Genomic DNA, 20,652 nt, shown 5'->3' on the forward strand with positions numbered 1-20,652 from the left:
GTGGCGGGGACCGATGATCATCGGTCCCCGCCACCCCACGCCCCGTTCGTCCGCCCGCACGCTCCGCGCGCCGACCGTCTCCGGCATCCTGTGCCGTTCCGGTGTCCCTCGTTCTCGTACCCGCCCGCTCAAGCCGCCGGTTCAGGCGAGTTGTTCGCCCGCCGCCGCGCCGGTGCCGACGTGCGTGTCCACGCGGTTCATGCACACGGGGCAGTAGCGCTCGCCCCCGGCGAGGGGTTCGGGCGCGGCCTCGGGCACGCGGACGCCGCACAGCGCCCGGTCGCCCTCCGCCATCGCGTGCCACACAAGGGACGAGTCACCGGTCTCCTGTGTCGCCTTCAATATGCGCACGGCTCCTCCTCTCGACCCGGACGGCATGCCCGGCTCCCCCAGCCAACCCCCGCTCCGACGGCTCCGCACGCCGGAGCGGGGCCCGCTTCGGGGAGCGGGGCGGCTCGGGGCGCGCCATCAGGCACGACACGCGTGCGGTGCCCTCGACGGGCCCTCACCCGCACGGGTCAACGCGTGGGCCGGGCCCGTCCCGGCGCGCCCCCCGACGCGCCGGGCGGCGCCGCTCAGGAGCGGGACCTGCGCCGGGCCCGTTCAAGCCCGGCGGCCCTCTTCCGAGGAGGCCGCGGGCGCCCTAAGGTGGGCGCCGCCCTTGCCGCCGACTCCCGTCCGTGGCCCTCGCCCGCGCCTCGGCCCTCCCCCCTCGGTCCTGTCTGGAGCTCTCGCATGACTGACGCCGACACCTCTGCCGCCACCGTGCCCTCCGTCCCGTACCGCCCCGACCCGACGGGAGGCTGCCCGCACGCCGCTCACGCGCGGCTCCTGGCCGAAGGGCGTCAGGTCGTCCCCGTCGTCCTGCCCGGGGAGGTGCCCGGGGCGGCGGTGATCGGGCACGAGGCGCTGAAGGAGTTCCTCACCCATCCGGAGGTCGGCAAGGACGTACGGCACTTCGCGGCCCTGCACGAGGGCGGCGTACCGGAGGGCTGGCCGCTCGCCACGTTCGTGCGCGTCCGGGGGATGACGACGGCCGACGGGCCGGACCACCGGCGGCTGCGTTCCCTGGTGAGCCGGGCGCTCACTCCGCGGCGGGTGGCGGAACTGCGGCCCCGCGTCGTCGCGTTGACCACGCGGCTGCTCGACGGCCTGGAGCGGCGCGCTGTCGAGGGCGACGGGATCGTCGACCTGCACCGGCACTTCGCGCTGCCGCTGCCGCTGTCGGTGATAGGCGAACTGCTGGGGGTCGGATCCGCTCACCTGGACCGCCTGCACCATCTGTCGATCCAGCTGGTCAGCACGGACATCGACCCGCAGGAGGCCCTGGCCGCGAACCGCGAGATGGTCGCCCTGCTCACGGCCGTGGTCGAGGAACGGCGGACCGCACCGGGCGAGGACCTGACGAGCGCGCTGCTGGCCGCCCGCGAGGAGGACGGCGACCGGCTGGACGCGCAGGAACTCGTCGGAACACTGCTCCTCATGATCGTCGCCGGGCACGAGACCACGCTCAACCTCATCGTGAACGCCGTGCGGGCCCTCGGCGCGCACCCGGACCAGCTCGACCTCGTGCGGCGTTCCCGGGCGAGCTGGGCGGACGTGGTGGAGGAGACCCTGCGCTGGGACGGTCCGGTCAGTCTCTTCCCCTTCCGCTACCCGGTCCGTGACATCGAGATCGGCGGCACGGTGCTGCGCCGGGGCACCCCCGTTCTCGCGGGCTACTCGGCGGCGGGGCGCGATCCGGCGGCGCACGGACCGGACGCCGACCGGTTCCGCGTGGCCCGGGAGCCCCTCGCGCGGCACCTGTCACTGGGACACGGCGCGCACTTCTGCCCGGGCGCCCCGCTGGCCCGGATGGAGGCCGAGGTGGCGCTCGGCGCTCTCTTCGAACGGTTCCCGGGACTGCGGCCGGTGGGTGCGGACGCCGAGCTTCCGCGGCATCCGAGCTTCGTCGGCAACGGGGTACTCGAACTGCCCGTGCGGCTCGGCACGGCCCCCCGCGCACGGTAGCGCGGCCCGCTCGGGGACGTGAGGGACGGGACGCCGCGGGGCAGGACAGCCGTTCAGCCGCCGCCCCTGCGGGGGCCGAATGGCGCAACGAACGGATCCGCACGGAACACGGAGGCGTACGGGGCCCCGGTGCGGGGGTACCCGTAGCGCGACATCACGAGCGGTTCCGACAAAGCAAGAAGGGGTGTCCCCGGCGTGGCCGAGTTCCTCACCGACATTCAGACGATCCGCGAGCGGGCCCGTCAGCAGATCGACAAGGGCCCCATCACCGAGGCGTACGGGGCGGACCTCCCCCGCGTGCTCCAGGTGCTCAACGAGGCACTGGCCACGGAGATCGTGTGCGTGCTGCGCTACAAACGGCACTACTACACGGCCACCGGGATGAACTCGGAGCCGGTGGCGGCCGAGTTCCTGGAGCACGCCGGCGAGGAGCAGGAGCACGCGGACAAACTCGCCCAGCGCATCGTGCAGTTGGGCGGCGAACCGGATTTCAACCCGGACACGCTGACGGGCCGTGCGCACGCCCAGTACGACGAGAGCCTCGACCTCGTGCGGATGGTGGAGGAGGACCTGGTGGCCGAGCGCGTCGCCATCGACTCGTACACCGAGATCATCCAGTGGCTCGGAGACAAGGACCCGACGACGCGGCGGGTCTTCGAGGACCTGCTCGCGCAGGAGGAGGAGCACGCGGACGACATGCGCGGCCTTCTGGAGCGCATTCCCAGGGACAAGCCCGGGCCCGCGGCCTGAGTCGTCGTCGCGCGTCCTGAGGAAGCGTTCGGGGCCGGCCCGGGAAGAAGGCCGGCCCCGAACGCTTCCCCGGGTCTGCGGGAGGGTCGTGCCCGGGGCGGTCCCCCTGAGGCACCGGAGCGGCTGTCCGCGGGTACGCGGACGGCTCGCGCGGCCGGTGCCGACCACTGGCCCGTCCGGGTCACCCTGGTGCACCGGCCGAGGACACGGCGTACCGCTCGCCTCGACCGCCGAGCCCGGCTCACTCGTGGTGCGGCAGCCCCCGGGTGCGGCGCTCACGGGGGTCTCTGCTGGAGCGCATGGTGACCAGGACGACGAGGGAGACGAACACTCCCACACCGGTGGTGACACTCAGGGCCACCTGAACGGGGCCCCTGTCCAGCAGCATCGACAAGGCGATGTTGGCGCCCGTGCAGCCGACGAGTAACACCCACAACACAGACCTCATCGTGTGGTCCTTCCGTTACGTATTCGAGTCCTTCTCTCAGTGTGTACCGCGCCGCGCGATGGAACCCTGCGGCTCTCCCCCGCATCTTCCCCGATGTCCCGCCCCGACGCCTCGGGCGGGCGGTGAGGAACAGCGCCACTATACGTACCGTGTATACCGCATGTGTATAGTCGCGCCCGGAGTGGTCGAACCGCTCTGACCAGCAGTTTACGAGTGCGGACGGACCGGTCTCGGCCCTACCGCGTGCCGTGCTGCGCGCACGCGGGCCGCAGGGGGGCGCCCGTGACGACGCGTCACCCGCCCCCGCCTGCGAGAGGGAGCTTCACCATGCCCGAATCCGTCCGTGGCAACCGCCGCACCTCGCCACGCCGCCGTGGCGCCGCCGCGATCGCCCTCGCCGCCGCGCTCGGCGCCGTGCTGAGCGGATGCACGAGCCTGCACACCGTCGCGCCGAAGAGCGAGCGCGCGCACGCGAGCACGAAGGTCGTGATGGCGGATCAGCCGGTGGACTGCCGCAAGGCGAAGTGCATAGCGCTGACCTTCGACGCGGGGCCGAGCGAGCACACACCCGGGCTGCTGAAGATCCTCAAGGAGAAGAAAGTGCACGCGACCTTCTTCCTGCTGGGCAAGAACCACATAGAGCGGTATCCGAAGCTCGTGAAGCGGATATCCGACGAGGGACACGAGGTGGCCCAGCACACCTGGTCGCACCGCAGGCTCACCGACCTCTCCGACGCGCAGGTGCGCCAGGAGATGTCGCGGACCCAGAACGCGGTGAAGGACCTCACCGGTAAGGAGCCGACGCTGATGCGCCCGCCGCAGGGCCGTACGAGTGACGAGGTCTCGAAGATATGCAAGGAGTTCGGCATAGCCCAGGTGCTGTGGAGCGCGACCGCGAAGGACTACTCCACCAACGACTCGAAGCTGATAGAGAAGCGCATCCTCGACCAGGCCTCGCGCGACGGGATCATCCTGCTGCACGACCTGTACAGAGGCACCGTACCGGCCGTTCCCGGGATCATCGACGCGCTGAGGAAACAGGGATACACCTTCGTCACCGTTCCCCAGTTGATGGCTCCCGGCGCGCCGGGGCCGGGAAAGGTGTACCGGCCGTAGGGCCGAGACGCCGCCTGCCCGGGACGACGCCCCGGCGGCCCGGGGGCCGGCCGCGCCTCAGAACTCCTCGTGGCTGAGCGGGTCGCCGCCGAGCCTGCGGTGGGGGCGGTCGCCGACGAGGCGCATGTCCTCGTCGGACAGCTCGAATCCGAAGACGTCGAGGTTGGCACGCTGACGGTCCCGGTCGGCGGACTTCGGGACGGGCACGGCGCCGAGCTGGACGTGCCAGCGCAGTACGGCCTGACCGGGCGTCACCCCGTGCCGTTCGGCGACGTCCGCCACGGCCGGGTCGTCGAGGAGGTCGCTGCCACGGCCGAGAGGGCTCCAGCTCTCGGTCACGATGCCCTTCGCGCTGTGGAAGGCGCGCAGTTCGTCCTGCGGGAACAGCGGGTGCAGCTCGATCTGGTTCACGGCCGGCAGGACGCCGGTCTCCCGTTCCAGTCGCTCGATGTGCTCGGGGGTGAAGTTCGAGACGCCCACGGAACGGACGAGTCCCCGCTCCCGCAGGGTGAGCATGGCCTTCCAGGAGTCGACGTAGCGGTCGACCCGGGGCAGCGGCCAGTGGATGAGGTAGAGGTCCACGTACTCGACGCCGAGCCGCTTGCGGGAGTCCTCGAAGGAGGCCAGGGTCTCCTCGTAACCCTGGTCGCGGCCGGGCAGTTTCGTGGTGACGAACAGGTCCTCGCGTGGCACCCCGGAGCGCTCCAGGCCGCGACCGGTGCCGGTCTCGTTGCGGTAGTTGACGGCCGTGTCGACGAGCCGGTAGCCGAGGTCCGCGGCCTGGGCGACCGCCACCTCCGCCCGGGCGTCGTCGAGGGGGTAGGTGCCGAGGCCGAGCGCGGGGAGCGCGTGACCGTCGTTCAGTTCGCGGAGCGGGGCCGGGGCCATGAGGATCACTTCTCCGGGGCTGGGGACATGGGGGGGGCACGTCGAGCGTGGGCGCCACGGACGGCGTCCCCCCTCCCCTACCACGTGATCACGGCTCCATGCGGGAGGCCGCCTCCGGGTTCATCTGCCGGGCCAGGCGTTCACGCACCCGGGTGAGCCGGTCGATCTCCCGTCGCGCGGGCGCGGGCCCGGGGCAGCCGGCCGATCAGCACGGGGAGGGCGGGCGTGGGAACACTGCTCACAGGGGGCTCCTTGGCGGTCGGCGGACTGGTCCGGCGACTGGCGTCGTGGGCCGGTACCGGAGCCGGGACCCTCACCCCTGACGTACGGGTGAGGGTCAAGGAAGGCGGGGAGCATCCGGGAACGCGGTAGGGGGCGGGCGGCGCCGCGGGGGTGGGGGCGGCGCGGGCCGCGACCCCGCCGCGCGACCCGCGGCGGGGGGGGGGGGGGCTCGCCGCGGCGCTTCAATGCGGCAGGGGCCCGGGGGGCGGGGCCGCCCCCCCGGCCCCCCCCCCCCCCCGCCCCCTACCGCGCTCTGTACCCGTGGGCGTACGGGGCGCTCCGTACCCGTACGGAGGGGTGTCGGGCGCGTCAGCAGACGCTGTCGCCCGGCTTGGGGTTGCCGAGACCGAAATGCGGGCGGAGCTTGAGACCGGCCCAGGTCCCGATCAGGGCGACGGCGCCCCAGATCCAGCCGTGCAGGCTGCCGGAAGCGATGCCCGCGAGGTAGGCGCCGATGTTGCAGCCGCCCGCCATCCGGGCGCCGACGCCCATGAGGATTCCGCCGAGGACGGCGGCGAGGGCGGTGCGCGCGGGCAGTCCGCGGTGCAGCTGCCACACCCCGCCGGCCGCAGCGGCCACGGCCGCCCCGATCATGATGCCGATGTCGGTGAGGCTGTTCTTGTCGGCCAGTACGGGTCCGTGCAACTGCGCGGCGTTTCCGGCCTGCTTCCAGTAGTCCCAGGTCTCGGGCGAGGCCCCGAGGGCCCCGGCGAACTTGGCTCCCCACAGGGCGAAGGCGCTGGTGATGCCCCAGGCGCCACCGGACACGAGCAGCACCGCCGCTCCGAGGACGGCGAGGACGAGCGCCCCCGCCACGAGCGGCCAGGATCCCCGGACCGCCCGGGCGAGCGTGCCGCGCGCGGACGGCGGCACTCCGATCGGCGGCGGGTTGCGCCGGGCCTGGACGCGGCGCGCGAGGACGTACACCGCGGCCAGCAGCACGAGGGTCAGCAGCCAGGAGCCGAACCAGCCGCCGAGGTGGTCGGAGAACAAGACCGGGTCGGCGGCCGGCAGGTCCTTCCACAGCCCCCACTGCCAGGCGGCGAGGGTCGAGCCGACGATGAAGCCACCGAGCGTCAGGAGCACCGTGGTCTGGCCCGAGCCGACCGCGAAGAGGGTGCCGGAGGCGCACGCCCCGCCCAGTTGCATGCCGACGGCGAACAGGAAGGCGCCGATGAGCAGGCCCAGACCGATGGGTCCCGCGCTGGGCGCGGGCTCGGCCCCGAACAGGCCGGTGCCGGTGCCGATGATGAGGGCGAAGAGGGTCGCGGTGGTGCCGAGCAGCAGGGTGTGGGCGCGCAGCCCGGTCCCGTTGCCGACGGCTATCAGCTGTCGCCACGCGGAGGTGAACCCGAAACGGGAGTGGAAGAGGGCGACGCCGAGCCCCATGCCGAGCAGCAGCAGGACACCCGGCTTGGTGCCGTGCTCGACCCACGTGTAGACGGTGAGCGCGGCGCCGACGAGGGCGGCGACGAGGAGGGGGGCGGTGCGCACCGGGGGCAGCGGTTCGGCCGCGGGGGCCGGGACGCTCGTCGGAACGGGGGTGAGCGGGCTCCTGCGGCTGGGGGCCTGCTCGGGAGGAGCGGTGGTCACTGCGGGCCTTTCGGGTCAGCGAGGACGAGGAGGTCGCGAGGTCATGACGCGGCGGGCACGGGGCGGGTGGGGCCCACGGGGGCGATGCGCGAAGGTTCAGGGCGGCCGGCGGCGGACCGCACGGGTTCGGCGCACGCAGAAGAGGGCCGCGTGGGGCTCAGCGGCGACAGAGAGCGTCGTCGACGCTCCAGGCCGTGGCGGCGAAGAGCGCCATGGTGAGGGATCGCGCTTGTCCGTGCATGGGCTCACGATAATCAGACACGTACCGGATTCCGAACACACGTCTCATATTCCGGGACGGCGGATGAGACAGCCGCAGTCCCGTGACCTGGTCGGATCAGTCGTCGGCCGCCGCACTCGCCGCCTCCTGTCAGATGCGCCACGCACGCAGGCGGTCCGCGACGGCGTACAGGTCGGCCTCGTCCTCGCTGATGGACTTGATCAGTTCGGACAGGGCCCCGTAGGGCGGGTCGATGCCCTCCCCGCACTGCCCCATGTACTGCGCGGCGACCTGGGCGGCGTAGAGGGAGTTGCGGTGCGGGAGGGGTTCGAGCCGCACGATCGTGTGCAGGAGGGCGGCCGCCCGCCAGGCGGCGTCGGGGTCGGAGGCGGCGAGGGTGGGCATTTTGGTGCGGTGCCGGGACACCGCCGCGACCAGGGCCGAGTAGTCGGCCACGGAGACGTCCTCCGGCACCGCCCGCTCCTGGACGTCGAGGAGCCAGGCCACGTCCACGAAGAGAGCCATCAGGCCGCTGCTGCCCCTCCGCCGGGACCGCCCGCCCTGCGCCGGGGCGGTATCTCGGCGGGGAACGCCTCGTCGAACTCCTGGCGCAGGCGGTCCCCCCAGTCGAGCGCACCGGCCACGAACTGCTTGCGCTGGTGCTCCCGGACCCCGAGGTCGTGCAGATACTGCTTCAGGCTCTTGCCCTCGGCCGCCGCGGCGACCCGCACCCCTTCGAGCTCCTCGTCCGTGAAGGACACGTTCAGTGACGGCATGCCTGGAGGGTACCTATCCGGTACCGCCGGGGGTAGGGGGTCGGTGCGCGAAGTTCCGGTCCATGCGGCGGCGTTGACCGCGCCTGTCCTATGACGCCGGCTCACCTGCCCCATGCCGGCCGGAAACGGCCTCGGCGGTACCTCGCCGGGACCGCCGAGTGGGGCGGACGGCTACGATCCTGCACGGCACACCCAGTAGATCCACGGAGGAGCGGTTCGTGCGAGACATCGCCGTGTTCAGTGGCAGCGCCCATCCCGAACTGGCCGCGGAGGTGTGCGCGCACCTGGAGGTGCCGCTCTCCCCGGCCCGGATCAACCGCTTCGCCAACGACTGCCTGGAGGTGCAGTTGGAGGCGAACTGCCGCGAGCGGGACGTGTTCCTGATCCAGCCGCTGGTGACGCCGGTCCAGGAGCACCTCGTGGAGCTGCTGCTGATGTGCGACGCGGCGCGTGGTGCCTCGGCGGGTCGGATCACGGTCGTCATGCCGCACTACGCCTACGCGCGCTCCGACAAGAAGGACGCCCCGCGCATCTCGCTGGGCGGCCGGCTCGTCGCGGACCTGCTCGTGACGTCGGGAGCGAGCCGGGTGCTGGCCATGACGCTGCACTCCCCGCAGGTGCACGGCTTCTTCTCGGTGCCGGTGGACCACCTGCACGCCCTGCGTGAACTGGCCGCGCACTTCCGGCGGCTGGACCTGTCGAACACCACGGTCGTCTCCCCCGACCTCGGGAACGCGAAGGAGGCGGCGGCCTTCGCGCGGCTGCTGGGCACGCGGGTCGCCGCCGGCGCGAAGCAGCGGTTCGCCGACGACCGGGTGACGATCAGCTCGGTGATCGGCGAGGTGGCCGGCCGGGACGTGATCGTGCTGGACGACGAGATCGCCAAGGGCAGTACGGTCCTGGAGCTGCTGGAGCGGCTGCGGGAGCTGGGCGCCCGCTCGGTGCGGGTGGCGTGCACCCACGGGCTGTTCGCCGCGGGCGCGCTGAAGCGGCTGTCCGAGCAGCCGGACGTGGTGGAGGTCGTGTGCACGAACACGGTCCCGGTACCCGAGTCCGAGCGTACGGAGAAGCTGACGGTGCTGTCCGTCGCCCCGGCCCTCGCGGAGGCGGTACGGCGTATCCACAACGGGGAGTCGGTCAGCGCGCTGTTCGACCAGAAGTGAGCCGGGGCCGCCGGTGCCTACCCCTCGGCCGCCGGACCGCGTGCGTGCCCGGTGCGCGCTGCGGGCCCGGCGTCACAGCGCCTTCTTGCGCTGGAGCACGGTGAAGGCGAGCCAGCCGGGCAGCACCGGCAGCCAGAAGGTGAGCAGCCGGAACAGCAGGACCGCGAGGTAGGCCGTCGTGTAGTCGATGCCCGCGGCGGCGCGCAGCCCCGCGGCGAGGGCCACCTCGATGGTGCCGATGCCGCCCGGGATGGGGGCCGCCGAGCCGACCGCGTTGCCGGCCAGGAAGACGACGGCGGCGACCGCGAAGCTGATCTGCCCGCCGAAGGCCCGTACCGACAGGGTCAGGCAGGCGACGTTGCACAGGGTCAGCAGGATCGTGCCGCCGAAGCCGGTGGCGAGTTTGCCCGGTCGCTGCACGAGGTCGAGCATGCGGGGCACGACGCCGGTCAGCAGGGGGCGCAGCAGGGCCAGCAGCCGACGGCGCACGGGGCCGACGGAGACGACGGCGAGCACGAGCACGGCGCCCGTCAGCAGGCCCGCGATGACGCTGCGGGACGGGGTGAGGTCCTGCGTCTGCTCGTTTCCGGCGACGTAGCCGAATCCGGCGAGCAGCAGGATGTGGCAGCCGAGGCCGACGAGCTGGGAGGCTCCGACGCTCGCGGCGGCCTGCACCGGGCGCAGACCCGAGCGTTGCAGGAAGCGCGTGTTGAGGGCGACCCCGCCCACCGCGGCCGGTGCGACGAGCTTGACGAAGGAACCGGCGAGCTGCGCGGCGACACAGCGGCCGAAGCGCAGCTTCTCGGGCACGAACCCGGCCAGGCTCATCGCGGCGGCGACGTGGCTGAGCGCGGCGGCGGCGAGCGCGGCGAGCGCCCACCCGGGGTCGGCGCGGGCCACGATGTCGGAGGGCCGCACGGTGAGCTGCGTGCACAGCAGGTAGACGGCGAAGGCGCCGGCGACGACGCTGAACAGGGTGCGCGGCCGCAGACGCTCCAGCCGGACCGGTTCGGCCTCGGCGCGGGGTGCCTCGGCGAGGACCCGGGTGCGGATCTCGGCGAGCAGGTCCGCTTCGGCCGCGCCGAGTTCCTGGTCGGCCTCGGCCTGGGTCAGTTCGCCGGAGGCGAGCCGGTCGGCGACGGAGGTGCGCAGCGCGTTGCGGTGTTCGCGGTCGTGGCGGCGCAGGTCCCGGCGCACGGAGCGCAGCAGCCCGATGGGCTGGAGCAGGGGCAGTGCGGCGCTGACCCGGGACACGCCGAGGACCGCGGTCGCGGAGGCGGTGGCCCGGTCGGCGCCGACGCGCAGCCCGAGGACGGTCAGGAGATGGGCGATGTCGAGGCGCAGGGCCAGATCGCCCGCGGCGATGCTGCCTTCGGTGAGGTCGAGGAGGTGGCCCTCGACCGGCTTGTCGGCGGTTTCCCGGGGCGCTCCGGGCGCGGGGGTGGGGGTGGCTGCGAGCAGGCAGCGGCCGGTGAGCCTGCCGTGGCTGACGCGGCGTTGGTGCAGCGTGTGCACGCACTCCCACCAGCTGCGCAGCAGCGCGTCGTCGATCTCGTCCTCGCCCAGTTCGTCGAGGGTGCGGCCGGGGACGTGGGTGTAGACGAGGAGTGCGGTGTCGGGGCCGAGTTCGGTCGCCGCGAGGAGTTCGGGGGTGCGGGCCCCGGAGGCGGTGGCCGCGTAGGCGAGGAGCGCTTCCTGTTCGAGGGCCTGGTGCACGGACTGCGGGGTGCGCCGCACGGCGAAGGAGCGCAGCCGCAGCCGCCGCCACAGGCGGTAGAAGAAGCCGGAGGCCTGTTGTTCGCGGTCGAGGACGTGGACGTCGAGGGGAGGTCCGTCGGCGCGGTGCACGAGGTGGCGGCGGCCGCCCCGCACGGGGTCGGTCTCGGGCCGTACGGAGGTCGCGGTGATGCCGACGGTGGCGAGTCCGGCGGCGACGTGCCGGGCGGTGGTGCGGTCGGCGGGGGCACCGATCGTCCACAGCGTGCCGTGGCCGGCGACGAAGCCGAGCAGGACCGTGAGCGTGAGGGAGAGGACGGTCGCGTAGCCGCCCAGCAGGGCGGTCGTGCCGCACAGGACGACACCGGCCCAAAGAGCGAGCCGCGAGCGGGGGCGGCCGGTGAGCCCGGCGGCGGTCATACAGGCGATGACGGGGGCGAGGTAGACGTGGACGGCGTCGGTGGGGGTGCCGCCGTCGGGCACGTTGGTGAGGGCGGCCCTGACCGCGGCGGAGGCGCCGTCGGTGACCCAGGTGTTGAGGCCGAGGGACACCGCGTAGGCGAGGACGGCGGCGAGCACTCCGTCGGCGACCCGGGCCCCGTCGCGGCGTACGAGACGGTCCATGGCGAAGGCGAGCGGGACCAGCAGGACCCCGGCTCCGGAGAGGAAGCCGATCGCGGAGGCGAGCGCTCCCGGGCCCTGATGACTGCCGACCGGCAGGTCGCTGCCGAGTCCGGCGGTGGTGTTGCGCGCGTAGCCGGCCATGAGGAGGACGAGGACGAGTGCCACGAGCCCGGCGGCGCACCGTACGAGGTCGCCGGGCCGGCGGACCCTGCGCGCCGGCAGGAGGGGCTGGACGCCCGGTGCGGGCACCGGCGGCGGTGCGACGGGGGTGCGGCGCGGGGGCACGCGGGGGTGCGCGGGGGGTGGCGTCCGGGGGCCGGGCACGCTCGGTCCCCCGGTCCGCACGCCGCCGCTGTCCGCCTCGCCTGTCATCAGTCTCCGTGTCCCTGTGTGTCCGCCGGTGGCCGTCAGGATGGTGGCACGGAGCGGCGGGACGCTGATCAGGGGGGTCGGGTGCGGCAGGTAACGGCCGGGCCGGAAGCTTCCCTCGTGCGGGTCACATCGGGCCCCGCGTGTGGTCCTTACGGGGGACGGAACGAAACCCCGGAGCCATTCCCCGGTTGGGCACGGTGCCCCGGTCACGGGGTCTCGTCGAGCCGGGCGGTGTCCCCGTCCGGGCCCGTTGCGGGCGGCGGCGCGGTCCGGCCCCGCCCCACCACAAGCCAGGAGTTCTCATGAAGAAGTACCTCGCCGCCGTCGCGGTCACCGCCTCCGTCGCCGGCGCCGCGATGTCGGCCGCCCCCGCGATGGCTCTGGCCGACGACGGCGGGGCGACCACGCTCAGCGGCAACGGCGCGCAGGACGCGACGGGCAACGCCTCGACGGCCGGCCGGCAGAGCCCGCAGGGCAGCCTCGTCTCCGACAGCCTCAACAAGCTGTGCCTCGGGGTGCCCGCGAAGGTGAACGCGGGCTCGCTGGTCGGCCTGCTGGTCCCGGTCACCGTGCAGGACGTGCAGGTGCTCTCCTCGCCGCAGAACGAGCAGTGCGCGGACAACAGCACGCAGGCCAAGGAGGACGAGCCGCTGTCGCACCTCCTGGGCGACATCCCGGTCCTGTCGGGCAACGGCGTCGCGAACAACTGAGTGGCCCTCTGAGGCCGGGCCCGCACGGCGCGGGCTTTCCGGGGCCCGGTCCGCGCGCGGCGGCCGGGCCTCAGGCGTTCCCGGCCCCGGCCCCCCGCTCGTGGGCCGGCTCATGTTCCGTCCGCCCGGCCTGTTCGGCGGCGCGCTCGCGCTCCAGGCGTTCCCGCTGCGGGACGACAGTGTGGCGCGGGTCCTCGGCGGAGGCGACGCCGGCCGCGAAGATCCCGAACCGGGTGCAGGCGGAGCCGGTCAGGAGGGCGAGTCCGCCGAGCGCCGCGACGGGCCGCGCGGCCCTGCCGAGACGGGCGGAGACCGCGCCCGCGAGCGCTCCGCCCACGGTGAGCGCCCGGGCGGCCCGCAGCAGGGTGCCTGCGCGGCCCTCGCGCCAGGTGACGGCGACGGAGCCGAGGCGGTGTTCTGCGGCGGCGCTCGCGCCGAGCTCCCCGGCCGCGGCGAGGACGGCGGCGACCCGCGCCGGGCCGGCCTCCCGGGTCGGCCCGAGGACGAGCGCCATGCCGGAGGCGGCGGCGGTCGCCGAGGCGGCGAAGACGTACGGCAGTTCGCGGTGCGCGCCGTGCCACGCGGGGACGGCGGTGTCGGCGGCGAGGACGGCGGTGTAGGTGGCCACGACCGGTCCGGTGAGCGCGGCGCCGAAGGTCGCGGCGGCGCCGATCCGGGCGAGGCGTCCGGTGACGGCGGTGGCCGCGGCGACCCCCGCGGCGGGACCGTAGACGCCGAGCAGCCAGGAGCCGACGCTCATCGGGGAGGTCGGTTTGAACACGCGCAGCATGTTCGTGAACCGCTCGGGCCGGCCGAGGTCGTTGACGAGCGCGACGACGGACAGGCCGATGGCGCAGGCCGAGGAGGTCTTCAGGGCTGTGGCGGTGGTGGTGCGCCCGGTCAGCTGGGCGCCGGCCGCGAGCACGGAGCCGGCTCCGGCCAGCCCGCCGAGGAAGAAGTAGCCGGCGATGTCGCGGGGCGCCCAGGAGGGGGCCTTGATGACGGGCCGGCCGTAGTAGGACTGGAACTCGGCGCGCGGCACCATGAGTTCCTCCCCACGGCGCTTCCTGCCGCCCTTGCGGCGCGGGCCTCGGGTGTCGGGGGCGGTGCTCATCGGGAACCCTTCCGGAGGCGGGCGAGTGCGGTCAGGGCGTGGGCGGCGCCCGCCACGGACAGCAGCGAGAGGGCGGCGGCCCCGGCGTGCTTCCACATCGCGGGCAGGTCCCTGGTGGTGACGACGGGCGCCGGGGGCAGCCCGTAGACCTCGGGTTCGTCGAGGAGCAGGAAGAAGGCGCCGTCGCCGCCGACCCCGTCGTCGGGTTCGTGCCCGTAGAGGCGGGCCTCGGGCACCCCCGCCTCGTGGAGCTGGTCGACGCGCAGGGCGGCGCGTTCGCGCAGTTCGTCGAGCGGGCCGAACTGGATGGACTCGGTGGGGCAGGCCTTGGCGCACGCGGGCTCCTGGCCGGCGCCGAGCCGGTCGTAGCACATCGTGCACTTGAAGGCGCGGCCGTCCTCGGGGCGCTGTTCGATGACGCCGTAGGGACAGGCCGGTACGCAGTAGCCGCAGCCGTTGCAGATGTCCTGCTGGACGACGACGGTGCCGAACTCGGTACGGAAGAGCGATCCGGTGGGGCACACGTCGAGGCACGCGGCGTGCGTGCAGTGCTTGCACACGTCGGAGGACATGAGCCAGCGCATGTCGCCGGGGCCCTGGGTGCCCGGGGTGCCCTGTGCGGGGGCCGGTTCGGCGGCGAGCGGCAGCAGAGCGCGGCCTTCCGGGTCCGGCGGCCCGGCCGCGGGCACCGGTTTCTGCTGTTCGATGAAGGCGACGTGCCGCCAGGTGGAGGCGCCCAGGCCCTGGGTGTTGTCGTAGGACATGCCGGTGAGGGACAGTCCGTCCTCGGGGAGGGCGTTCCACTCCTTGCAGGCCACCTCGCAGGCTTTGCAGCCGATGCACACGGAGGTGTCGGTGAAGAACCCGACGCGGGGCGGGGCGTCCTCGTACCCGGCGTCGGCGGCGGGGTCGGGCTCGGGGCCGGACAGGAGCCGGTCGGGGGAGGGGCCCGCAGGTGCGGGGTGTGCGGGCCTGGTGCCGGGCGCGGGGTCGGCCGTCATGTCGTCTTCTCCACTCCGGTTCCGGTGTGTTCGGTGATGCCCGCGCGGCGGCGGTAGTCGGCGACGAGCTGGGGCAGGGCGGGGCCGCGGGGCCTGCGGCCGGGCCGGATGTCGGCGGTGAGCGCCTTGTCCTCCTGGATGTGCGCGTTGGGATCCATCGAGATGGCCATCAGTTCGTTGGCCGCGTCACCGGTGACGACGCCGTTGGGGCCCCAGTGGAAGGGCATCCCGATCTGGTGGACGGTCCTGCCGTGCACGGTCAGCGGTTTGAGGCGCTCGGTGACCAGGACGCGGGCCTCGACGGCGTTGCGCGCGGTGATGACGGTGGCCCAGCCGCCGTGTTCGAGTCCGCGTTCGGCGGCGAGCTGGGGGGAGAGTTCGCAGAAGAACTCGGGTTGCAGTTCGCTCAGGTAGGGCGACCAGCGGCTCATGCCGCCCGCGGTGAAGTGCTCGGTGAGGCGGTGGGTGGTGACGATGTACGGGAACACCTCGGCGCCCGGCTCGTTCCCGCTGGGGTGGTAGCGGTTGCCCTCGCGCGGCAGCAGTTTGCGGACCGGGGAGCGGGGGACGTCCGGGTGCAGCAGGCTGGGGAACGGGGAGTCCTGGGGTTCGTAGTGGACCGGCAGCGGCCCGTCCTCCAGCCCGGCGGGGACGTACAGCCAGCCCTTGCCGTCGGCCTGCATGATGAACGGGTCGTCGCCGCGCAGCGCCTCGGGTCCGGTGGCGCCCTCGGGCGGGACGTGGGCGGGGTCGAGGTCGGGGATGAAGTCGGGCACGTCGTGGCCGGTCCAGCGGTTCTCGTCGGCGTCCCACCACACGTACGCCTTGCGGGCGCTCCAGGGGCGGCCCTCGGGGTCGGCGGAGGCACGGTTGTAGAGGATGCGCCGGTTGGCGGGCCATGCCCAGGCCCACTCGCGGGCGGTCCAGCTCTGTTCGGTGTGCGGCTTGCGGCGGTTGGCCTGGTTGACGCCGTCGGCGTAGACCCCGCAGTAGATCCAGCAGCCGCACTTCGTCGAGCCGTCGTCCTTGAGCTCGGTGTACGCGGACAGCGGCGCGCCTCCGGGGCCGTGCCCGTTGATCTCGGCGAGGACGGCGGCGGCGACCGGTTCGCGCAGCGGGCCGTCCACCGGGTAGTCCCAGTCGAGGTCCTGCACGGGCCGGTCGCGGGGGTCGGTGGAGTCCTTGAGGAGTTCCTTGACGCGGCGGCCCAGGTGGTACATGAACCACAGGTCGCTGCGGGCCTCCCCCTCGGGTTCGACGGCGGCCTGGTGCCACTGGACCCAGCGGTTGGTGTTGGTGAAGGACCCGGACTTCTCGGTGTGCGAGGCGGCGGGGAAGAAGAACACCTCGGTGCCGATGTCCTCGGTGCGCATCTCACCGGTCTCGGTCTCGGGGCCGTCCTGCCACCAGGTGGCGGACTCGATGAGGGAGAAGTCGCGGACCACGAGCCAGTCGAGCTGGGCCATGCCCAGGCGCTGCAGGCGGGTGTTGGCGGAGCCGACGGCCGGGTTCTCGCCCATCAGGAAGTAGCCCTTGCACACGCCGTCGAGCTGGGCCATGACTGTCTCGTAGGTGCTGTGCGAGCCGGTGAGGCGGGGCAGGTGGTCGAAGCAGAAGTCGTTCTCGGGGGTGGCCGCGTCACCGTAGTACGCCTTGAGGAGGCTCACGAAGTAGGCGCGCATGTTGCCCCAGAAGCCCTTGTCGGTGCGGCTGGCGTCGATGAAGGCGTCGAGGGACTCGTGGGAGTGGGCGTGCGGCATGGGCAGGTAGCCGGGCAGCAGGTTGAAGAGGGTGGGGATGTCGCTTGAGCCCTGGATGGAGGCGTGCCCGCGCAGCGCCTGGATGCCGCCGCCGGGCCGGCCGATGTTGCCGAGCAGGAGCTGGAGGACGCAGGCGGCGCGGATGTACTGGGAGCCGACGGTGTGCTGGGTCCAGCCGACGGCGTAGCAGAAGGCGCTGGTGCGTTCGCGGCCCGAGTTCGAGGTGAGTGCCTCGGCCACCTCCAGGAAGGTGTCCCTGGGGACGCCGCAGGTCTCCTCGACGAGTTCCGGTGTGTAGCGGGCGTAGTGGCGTTTGAGGACCTGGTAGACGCAGCGGGGGTGCTCCAGGCTCTCGTCACGCGGGGGCACGCTCGTGGTCTGGGCGCCGCCGGAGCCGTGCGTCTCGGAGCCGCCCGCCTCCCGGAGGCGTTCCTCGTAGAGCTGGTCGGGATCGCCGGCCGGGGCCTGGACCTCGACGCCCTCGTACTGCCAGCTCACCGGGTCGTAGGTGCCGCTGTCGGGGTCGAGGCCGGAGAAGACGCCGCCGAGGTCCTCGGTGTCCCGGAAGTCCTCGCTCACGAGGGTCGCGGCGTTGGTGTAGCGCAGGACGTACTCGCGGAAGTCCTTCTCCTCGGTGAGGACGTGGTTGATCAGCGCGCCGAGGAAGACGATGTCGCTGCCGGCGCGGATCGGGACGTGCAGGTCGGCCAGGGCGCTGGTGCGGGTGAACCGGGGGTCCACGTGGATGATCTTCGCGCCGCGCGCCTTGGCCTCCATGACCCACTGGAAGCCGACCGGGTGGGCCTCGGCGTAGTTGGACCCCTGGATGACGATGCAGTCGGCGTGCTGGAGGTCCTGCATGAAAGTCGTGGCGCCGCCTCGGCCGAACGAGGTACCGAGGCCGGCGACGGTCGAGCTGTGGCAGACCCGCGCCTGGTTCTCGACCTGGACGACGCCGAGCCCGGTCAGCAGCTTCTTGATGAGGTAGTTCTCCTCGTTGTCGAGGGTCGCCCCGCCCAGGCTCGCGATGCCCATGGTGCGGGCGGTACGCACCCCGTCGCTCTCCCACTCCCAGCCCTCGGCGCGGGTGCGCACGACCCGTTCGGCCACCATGTCCATCGCGGTCTCCAGGTCCAGCGGCTCCCAGTCGGTTCCGTGGGGGCGGCGGTAGAGGACCTGGTGGCGGCGTGCGGGGCCGGTGGTGAGCTGGAGGGTCGCGGAGCCCTTGGGGCACAGGCGGCCCCGGCTGACCGGCGAGTCGGGATCCCCCTCGATCTGTACGACCTTGTCGTCCTTGACGTAGACCTGCTGGCCGCAGCCGACGGCGCAGTACGGGCACACGGACCGCACGATCCGGTCGGCGCTGTCGGTGCGTGGGCGCAGCGCCTCGGTGTACGCGGAGCGGGCGGCGTGCCCGCGTCCGAGGGGGTCGTCCCCGGTGAGCTGCCGGTACACGGGCCAGTCGGTGATCCAGGTGCGCAAGCCCATCTCGGTACTCCTCCGGCGGTGCGGCGGGCTCCTTCGGCCGGGAGCCGGTCTGCTCGGTCCCTCCGCCCAGGCTGGCCCGAAGCCCCTGCGACGGCTACCCGGCGGCGGACGCGAGGCGGGTACCCGGGACCTCGCGCGGTACACCGGCGCGTTCCCCGGCCGGCCGGACGGGCGCGTCCCGCGCACGGCGTGCTCCGCGGCGACTCGCGGGGCACCCTGGCCTCATGGGAAGCACCGCACTCGTCGTCATCGACATGATCAACACCTACGACCACAAGGACGCCGATCTGCTGCTGCCCGCGGCCGCCCGCGCCCTGCCCGCCGTGGAGTCGCTGCTGGAGCGGGCCCGGGCCGAGGACGTACCGGTGATCTACGCCAACGACAACTGGGGGCAGTGGCGCTCGCACCACGGCGAACTCGTCGACGAGGCGCTGGCGGGCCCGCACTCCGACCTCGTGGAGCCGCTGCGGCCGGACGACAGCTCCCTGTTCATCGTCAAGGCCCGCCACTCGGTCTTCTACGAGACGCCGATGACGTATCTGCTCTCCCAGCTCGGAGTGGACCGCGTCGTGCTGACCGGGCAGGTCACCGAGCAGTGCGTGCTGTACTCGGCGCTCGACGCGCACATCCGCCGGCTGCGCGTGGTGGTGCCGCGGGACGCGGTCGCCGAGATCCACCCGGAACTGGCCGACGCGGCGCTGCGCATGATGGAGACGAACATGGGCGCGGAGATCACCTCGGCGGCCGAGGTGATGTGGTGAGGGGGCGGCGCGGGCCGCTCCGGCAACGCCGGCCGGGCGCCCGCGGGCCTGTCTGAGCGGGCCCCTGGGCCCAAACTCCCGGCCCCTCGCTCACACGTGCGAACCTCCCCGTAGGGTGCGTCCATGAGTGAGGGGATACGCACCGCCGGGCCGGGGCCAGGGGCGGGGCGGGGGCGGCACGCGAAGCCAGTGGGGGAACCGGAGCCGGAGGAGTCGGACCGGCGTCGGCACGCCCGGCGCAAGGAACAGAGCCTGGCCCGCTCCTCGATGCTCATGGCGGTGGGCACGATGGTCTCGCGGGCCACCGGGCTGATCCGGCAGGTGCTCCAGGGCGTCGCGCTCGGTACGGGCTTGCTGGCCAGCACGTACAACACCGCCAACACCGTGCCGACGAGCCTCTACACGCTGCTGATCGGCGGGGCGCTGACCTCCGTGCTGGTACCGCAACTCGTGCGGGCCCGGCTGACCGACGCGGACGGGGGCCGGGCCTACGAGCAGCGGATCGTGACGCTCGTCCTGTGTGTCCTGGGCGCGGGCACGGTGCTGGCGGTGTGGGCGGCCCCGCAGATCGTCAGCGTCTACATGCCCGACACCCCGGACCAGCACGCCGCCTACCAGCTCACGGTGACCTTCGCGCGGTACCTGCTGCCGCAGATCTTCTTCTACGGGCTGTACTCGATCTACGGTCAGGTACTCAACGCGCGCGAGCGGTTCGGCGCGATGATGTGGACGCCGGTGCTCAACAACTTCGTGCTGATCGCGATGTTCGGCGGGTACCTGACGCTGCTGACGGTGCCCACCGAGGTCGGGGACGTGACCTCCCTGCACGTGCGGGTGCTGGGGATCGGTACGACGGCGGCGCTCGCGCTGCAGGCCGTCGCCCTCGTCCCGTTCGCGCGCGCCGCGGGATTCCGCTTCCGGCCGCGTTTCGACTGGAGGGGCACGGGGCTCGGTTCGTCGATAGCGGCGGCGCGGTGGACGCTGCTGTACGTCCTCGCGAACCTCGCGGCGATGACGGTCGTCACGCACTACGCGAACGCCGTGGACGCGGCGACCCCCGACGCGGGCGCCGGTTACTCGGCCTATTCCTACGCGCAGACGATCTGGGTGCTTCCGCAGTCCCTGATCACGGTCTCCGTGGTGACGGCGCTGCTGCCCCGGCTGAGCCGGTCCGCCGCGCAGGGAGACCGCGACCAGTTGCGCGGGGACCTGGCGCGGGCGCTGCGGCTGACGGGTGCGCTGATCGTGCCCGCCGGCTTCCTGTTCCTCGCGCTCGGCCCGCAGATCGCCGCGCTGCTCTTCGGGCACGGGGCGGTGAACACGACGGCGCCGCTCGGTCAGATGCTCCAGTCCTTCGGGCTCGGGCTCATCCCGTACTCGGCGCAGTACGTACTGCTGCGCGGCTTCTACGCGTACGAGGACACGCGGACGCCGTTCCTCATGGCGACGGTGATCGCGGCGGTGAACATCGCGCTGGCCCTCACCTGCCACGCGCTGCTGCCGGTGCGCTGGGCGGTCGTGGGGATGGCGGCCTGTTACGGCGTCAGCTACCTGGTGGGGCTCGCGGTGACGGCGCGTCGGCTGCGGCGGCGGCTGGGCCGGCGGATCGGCGGCGGTGTCAGCTCCACCTATCTGCGGCTCGTGGTCGCCTCCGCGGTGGCCTCGGGGGCGGCCTGGTGGGTCACGCGCACCGTGGGCAGCCCCGGCACCGCGGGACTCTCGGTCGGTCTGGGGGCCGGGCTGCTCGCGGCGGCGCTGCTCTACCTGCTGGCCGGCCGGGTGCTGCGGATCGAGGAGCTGAAGAGGTTCACGCGGCGCGGCGGCGGGTGACCGCCCGGGGCTCCGCCCCGCCGCCGGCGC

Annotated in this window: 17 protein-coding genes; 7 read left to right on the forward strand and 10 right to left on the reverse strand. The window is 73.3% G+C overall.

What is annotated here, in order from left to right; all coding sequences use genetic code 11:
- Nucleotides 1-141 precede the first annotated feature (141 nt).
- Complete coding sequence (locus AB0J21_RS19575) at nucleotides 142-351, reverse strand: hypothetical protein (RefSeq protein ID WP_363147272.1); 210 nt, start codon at nucleotides 349-351, stop codon at nucleotides 142-144.
- 384 nt (nucleotides 352-735) lie between these two features.
- Between AB0J21_RS19575 and AB0J21_RS19580 the strand changes: the two genes are divergently transcribed.
- On the forward strand, nucleotides 736-2,010 hold the full coding sequence (locus tag AB0J21_RS19580; RefSeq protein WP_363147273.1) for a cytochrome P450: 1,275 nt from the start codon (nucleotides 736-738) through the stop codon (nucleotides 2,008-2,010).
- A 195-nt stretch (nucleotides 2,011-2,205) separates the two neighbouring features.
- Complete coding sequence (locus AB0J21_RS19585; RefSeq protein WP_363147274.1) at nucleotides 2,206-2,760, forward strand: ferritin-like domain-containing protein; 555 nt, start codon at nucleotides 2,206-2,208, stop codon at nucleotides 2,758-2,760.
- A 241-nt stretch (nucleotides 2,761-3,001) separates the two neighbouring features.
- Here AB0J21_RS19585 and AB0J21_RS19590 read toward each other — a convergent pair whose 3' ends face one another.
- Nucleotides 3,002-3,208, reverse strand: coding sequence for a hypothetical protein (locus tag AB0J21_RS19590; RefSeq protein WP_363147275.1), 207 nt, complete (start codon nucleotides 3,206-3,208; stop codon nucleotides 3,002-3,004).
- Between the two features lie 327 nt (nucleotides 3,209-3,535).
- Here AB0J21_RS19590 and AB0J21_RS19595 point away from each other — a divergent pair, with 327 nt between their 5' ends.
- On the forward strand, nucleotides 3,536-4,324 hold the full coding sequence (locus AB0J21_RS19595) for a polysaccharide deacetylase family protein (RefSeq protein ID WP_363147276.1): 789 nt from the start codon (nucleotides 3,536-3,538) through the stop codon (nucleotides 4,322-4,324).
- A 57-nt stretch (nucleotides 4,325-4,381) separates the two neighbouring features.
- Here the strand turns inward: AB0J21_RS19595 and AB0J21_RS19600 are convergent, their stop codons facing one another.
- The 4 genes from AB0J21_RS19600 to AB0J21_RS19615 all read right to left on the reverse strand — a co-directional run bounded on the left by AB0J21_RS19600 (nucleotide 4,382) and on the right by AB0J21_RS19615 (nucleotide 8,083).
- Nucleotides 4,382-5,212 carry an aldo/keto reductase gene (locus AB0J21_RS19600; RefSeq protein ID WP_363147277.1) on the reverse strand — a complete coding sequence of 277 codons (831 nt, stop codon included), beginning with the start codon at nucleotides 5,210-5,212 and terminating at the stop codon, nucleotides 4,382-4,384.
- A gap of 591 nt (nucleotides 5,213-5,803) precedes the next feature.
- Nucleotides 5,804-7,087 (reverse strand): YeeE/YedE family protein, encoded by a 1,284-nt coding sequence (locus AB0J21_RS19605; protein ID WP_363147279.1) that lies wholly within the window; start codon nucleotides 7,085-7,087, stop codon nucleotides 5,804-5,806.
- Between the two features lie 370 nt (nucleotides 7,088-7,457).
- On the reverse strand, nucleotides 7,458-7,832 hold the full coding sequence (locus AB0J21_RS19610; RefSeq protein WP_363147280.1) for a toxin Doc: 375 nt from the start codon (nucleotides 7,830-7,832) through the stop codon (nucleotides 7,458-7,460).
- Nucleotides 7,832-8,083, reverse strand: a complete 252-nt coding sequence (locus tag AB0J21_RS19615; RefSeq protein WP_363147281.1) for a hypothetical protein — start codon at nucleotides 8,081-8,083, stop codon at nucleotides 7,832-7,834. Before AB0J21_RS19615 ends, AB0J21_RS19610 begins: the two co-directional genes overlap by 1 nt.
- A gap of 218 nt (nucleotides 8,084-8,301) precedes the next feature.
- Between AB0J21_RS19615 and AB0J21_RS19620 the strand changes: the two genes are divergently transcribed.
- A complete protein-coding gene (locus tag AB0J21_RS19620) occupies nucleotides 8,302-9,246 on the forward strand; it encodes a ribose-phosphate pyrophosphokinase (RefSeq protein ID WP_363147282.1) in 945 nt (314 codons plus the stop codon).
- 72 nt (nucleotides 9,247-9,318) lie between these two features.
- Here AB0J21_RS19620 and AB0J21_RS19625 read toward each other — a convergent pair whose 3' ends face one another.
- Nucleotides 9,319-11,958, reverse strand: a complete 2,640-nt coding sequence (locus AB0J21_RS19625; RefSeq protein ID WP_363147283.1) for a lysylphosphatidylglycerol synthase transmembrane domain-containing protein — start codon at nucleotides 11,956-11,958, stop codon at nucleotides 9,319-9,321.
- Between the two features lie 302 nt (nucleotides 11,959-12,260).
- Here AB0J21_RS19625 and AB0J21_RS19630 point away from each other — a divergent pair, with 302 nt between their 5' ends.
- Complete coding sequence (locus AB0J21_RS19630) at nucleotides 12,261-12,668, forward strand: rodlin (protein ID WP_363147284.1); 408 nt, start codon at nucleotides 12,261-12,263, stop codon at nucleotides 12,666-12,668.
- Nucleotides 12,669-12,738: 70 nt separating this feature from the next.
- Here the strand turns inward: AB0J21_RS19630 and nrfD are convergent, their stop codons facing one another.
- From nrfD to fdh, 3 genes are read right to left on the reverse strand one after another with little or no spacing between them, the layout of a single operon-like run.
- A complete protein-coding gene (nrfD, locus tag AB0J21_RS19635; RefSeq protein ID WP_363147285.1) occupies nucleotides 12,739-13,782 on the reverse strand; it encodes an NrfD/PsrC family molybdoenzyme membrane anchor subunit in 1,044 nt (347 codons plus the stop codon).
- Nucleotides 13,779-14,783 (reverse strand): 4Fe-4S dicluster domain-containing protein, encoded by a 1,005-nt coding sequence (locus AB0J21_RS19640; RefSeq protein WP_363147286.1) that lies wholly within the window; start codon nucleotides 14,781-14,783, stop codon nucleotides 13,779-13,781. The genes nrfD and AB0J21_RS19640 overlap by 4 nt, the downstream gene beginning before the upstream one ends.
- Entirely contained in the window at nucleotides 14,780-18,031 is a 3,252-nt protein-coding gene (fdh, locus tag AB0J21_RS19645) for a formate dehydrogenase (protein WP_363147287.1), read from the reverse strand. The genes AB0J21_RS19640 and fdh overlap by 4 nt, the downstream gene beginning before the upstream one ends.
- A gap of 224 nt (nucleotides 18,032-18,255) precedes the next feature.
- Between fdh and AB0J21_RS19650 the strand changes: the two genes are divergently transcribed.
- Both AB0J21_RS19650 and murJ read left to right on the forward strand, forming a co-directional pair.
- Nucleotides 18,256-18,792 (forward strand): isochorismatase family cysteine hydrolase, encoded by a 537-nt coding sequence (locus AB0J21_RS19650; RefSeq protein WP_363147288.1) that lies wholly within the window; start codon nucleotides 18,256-18,258, stop codon nucleotides 18,790-18,792.
- Nucleotides 18,793-19,065: 273 nt separating this feature from the next.
- Nucleotides 19,066-20,622: a murein biosynthesis integral membrane protein MurJ gene (gene murJ / locus AB0J21_RS19655; protein ID WP_363147628.1), complete on the forward strand. Its 1,557-nt coding sequence runs from the start codon at nucleotides 19,066-19,068 to the stop codon at nucleotides 20,620-20,622.
- Nucleotides 20,623-20,652: the final 30 nt, after the last annotated feature.

The sequence above is a fragment of the Streptomyces sp. NPDC049954 genome, assembly GCF_040656295.1.
Taxonomy (GTDB): domain Bacteria; phylum Actinomycetota; class Actinomycetes; order Streptomycetales; family Streptomycetaceae; genus Streptomyces.

Coding starts and splice junctions, on each gene's coding strand:
- AB0J21_RS19580 (WP_363147273.1), top strand. CDS start 736: ATGACTGACGCCGACACCTCTGCCGCCACCGTGCCCTCCGTCCCGTAC.
- AB0J21_RS19590 (WP_363147275.1), bottom strand. CDS start 3,208: ATGAGGTCTGTGTTGTGGGTGTTACTCGTCGGCTGCACGGGCGCCAAC.
- AB0J21_RS19595 (WP_363147276.1), top strand. CDS start 3,536: ATGCCCGAATCCGTCCGTGGCAACCGCCGCACCTCGCCACGCCGCCGT.
- AB0J21_RS19600 (WP_363147277.1), bottom strand. CDS start 5,212: ATGGCCCCGGCCCCGCTCCGCGAACTGAACGACGGTCACGCGCTCCCC.
- AB0J21_RS19610 (WP_363147280.1), bottom strand. CDS start 7,832: ATGGCTCTCTTCGTGGACGTGGCCTGGCTCCTCGACGTCCAGGAGCGG.
- AB0J21_RS19615 (WP_363147281.1), bottom strand. CDS start 8,083: ATGCCGTCACTGAACGTGTCCTTCACGGACGAGGAGCTCGAAGGGGTG.
- AB0J21_RS19625 (WP_363147283.1), bottom strand. CDS start 11,958: ATGACAGGCGAGGCGGACAGCGGCGGCGTGCGGACCGGGGGACCGAGC.
- AB0J21_RS19630 (WP_363147284.1), top strand. CDS start 12,261: ATGAAGAAGTACCTCGCCGCCGTCGCGGTCACCGCCTCCGTCGCCGGC.
- nrfD (WP_363147285.1), bottom strand. CDS start 13,782: ATGAGCACCGCCCCCGACACCCGAGGCCCGCGCCGCAAGGGCGGCAGG.
- AB0J21_RS19640 (WP_363147286.1), bottom strand. CDS start 14,783: ATGACGGCCGACCCCGCGCCCGGCACCAGGCCCGCACACCCCGCACCT.
- fdh (WP_363147287.1), bottom strand. CDS start 18,031: ATGGGCTTGCGCACCTGGATCACCGACTGGCCCGTGTACCGGCAGCTC.
- AB0J21_RS19650 (WP_363147288.1), top strand. CDS start 18,256: ATGGGAAGCACCGCACTCGTCGTCATCGACATGATCAACACCTACGAC.
- murJ (WP_363147628.1), top strand. CDS start 19,066: ATGGCGGTGGGCACGATGGTCTCGCGGGCCACCGGGCTGATCCGGCAG.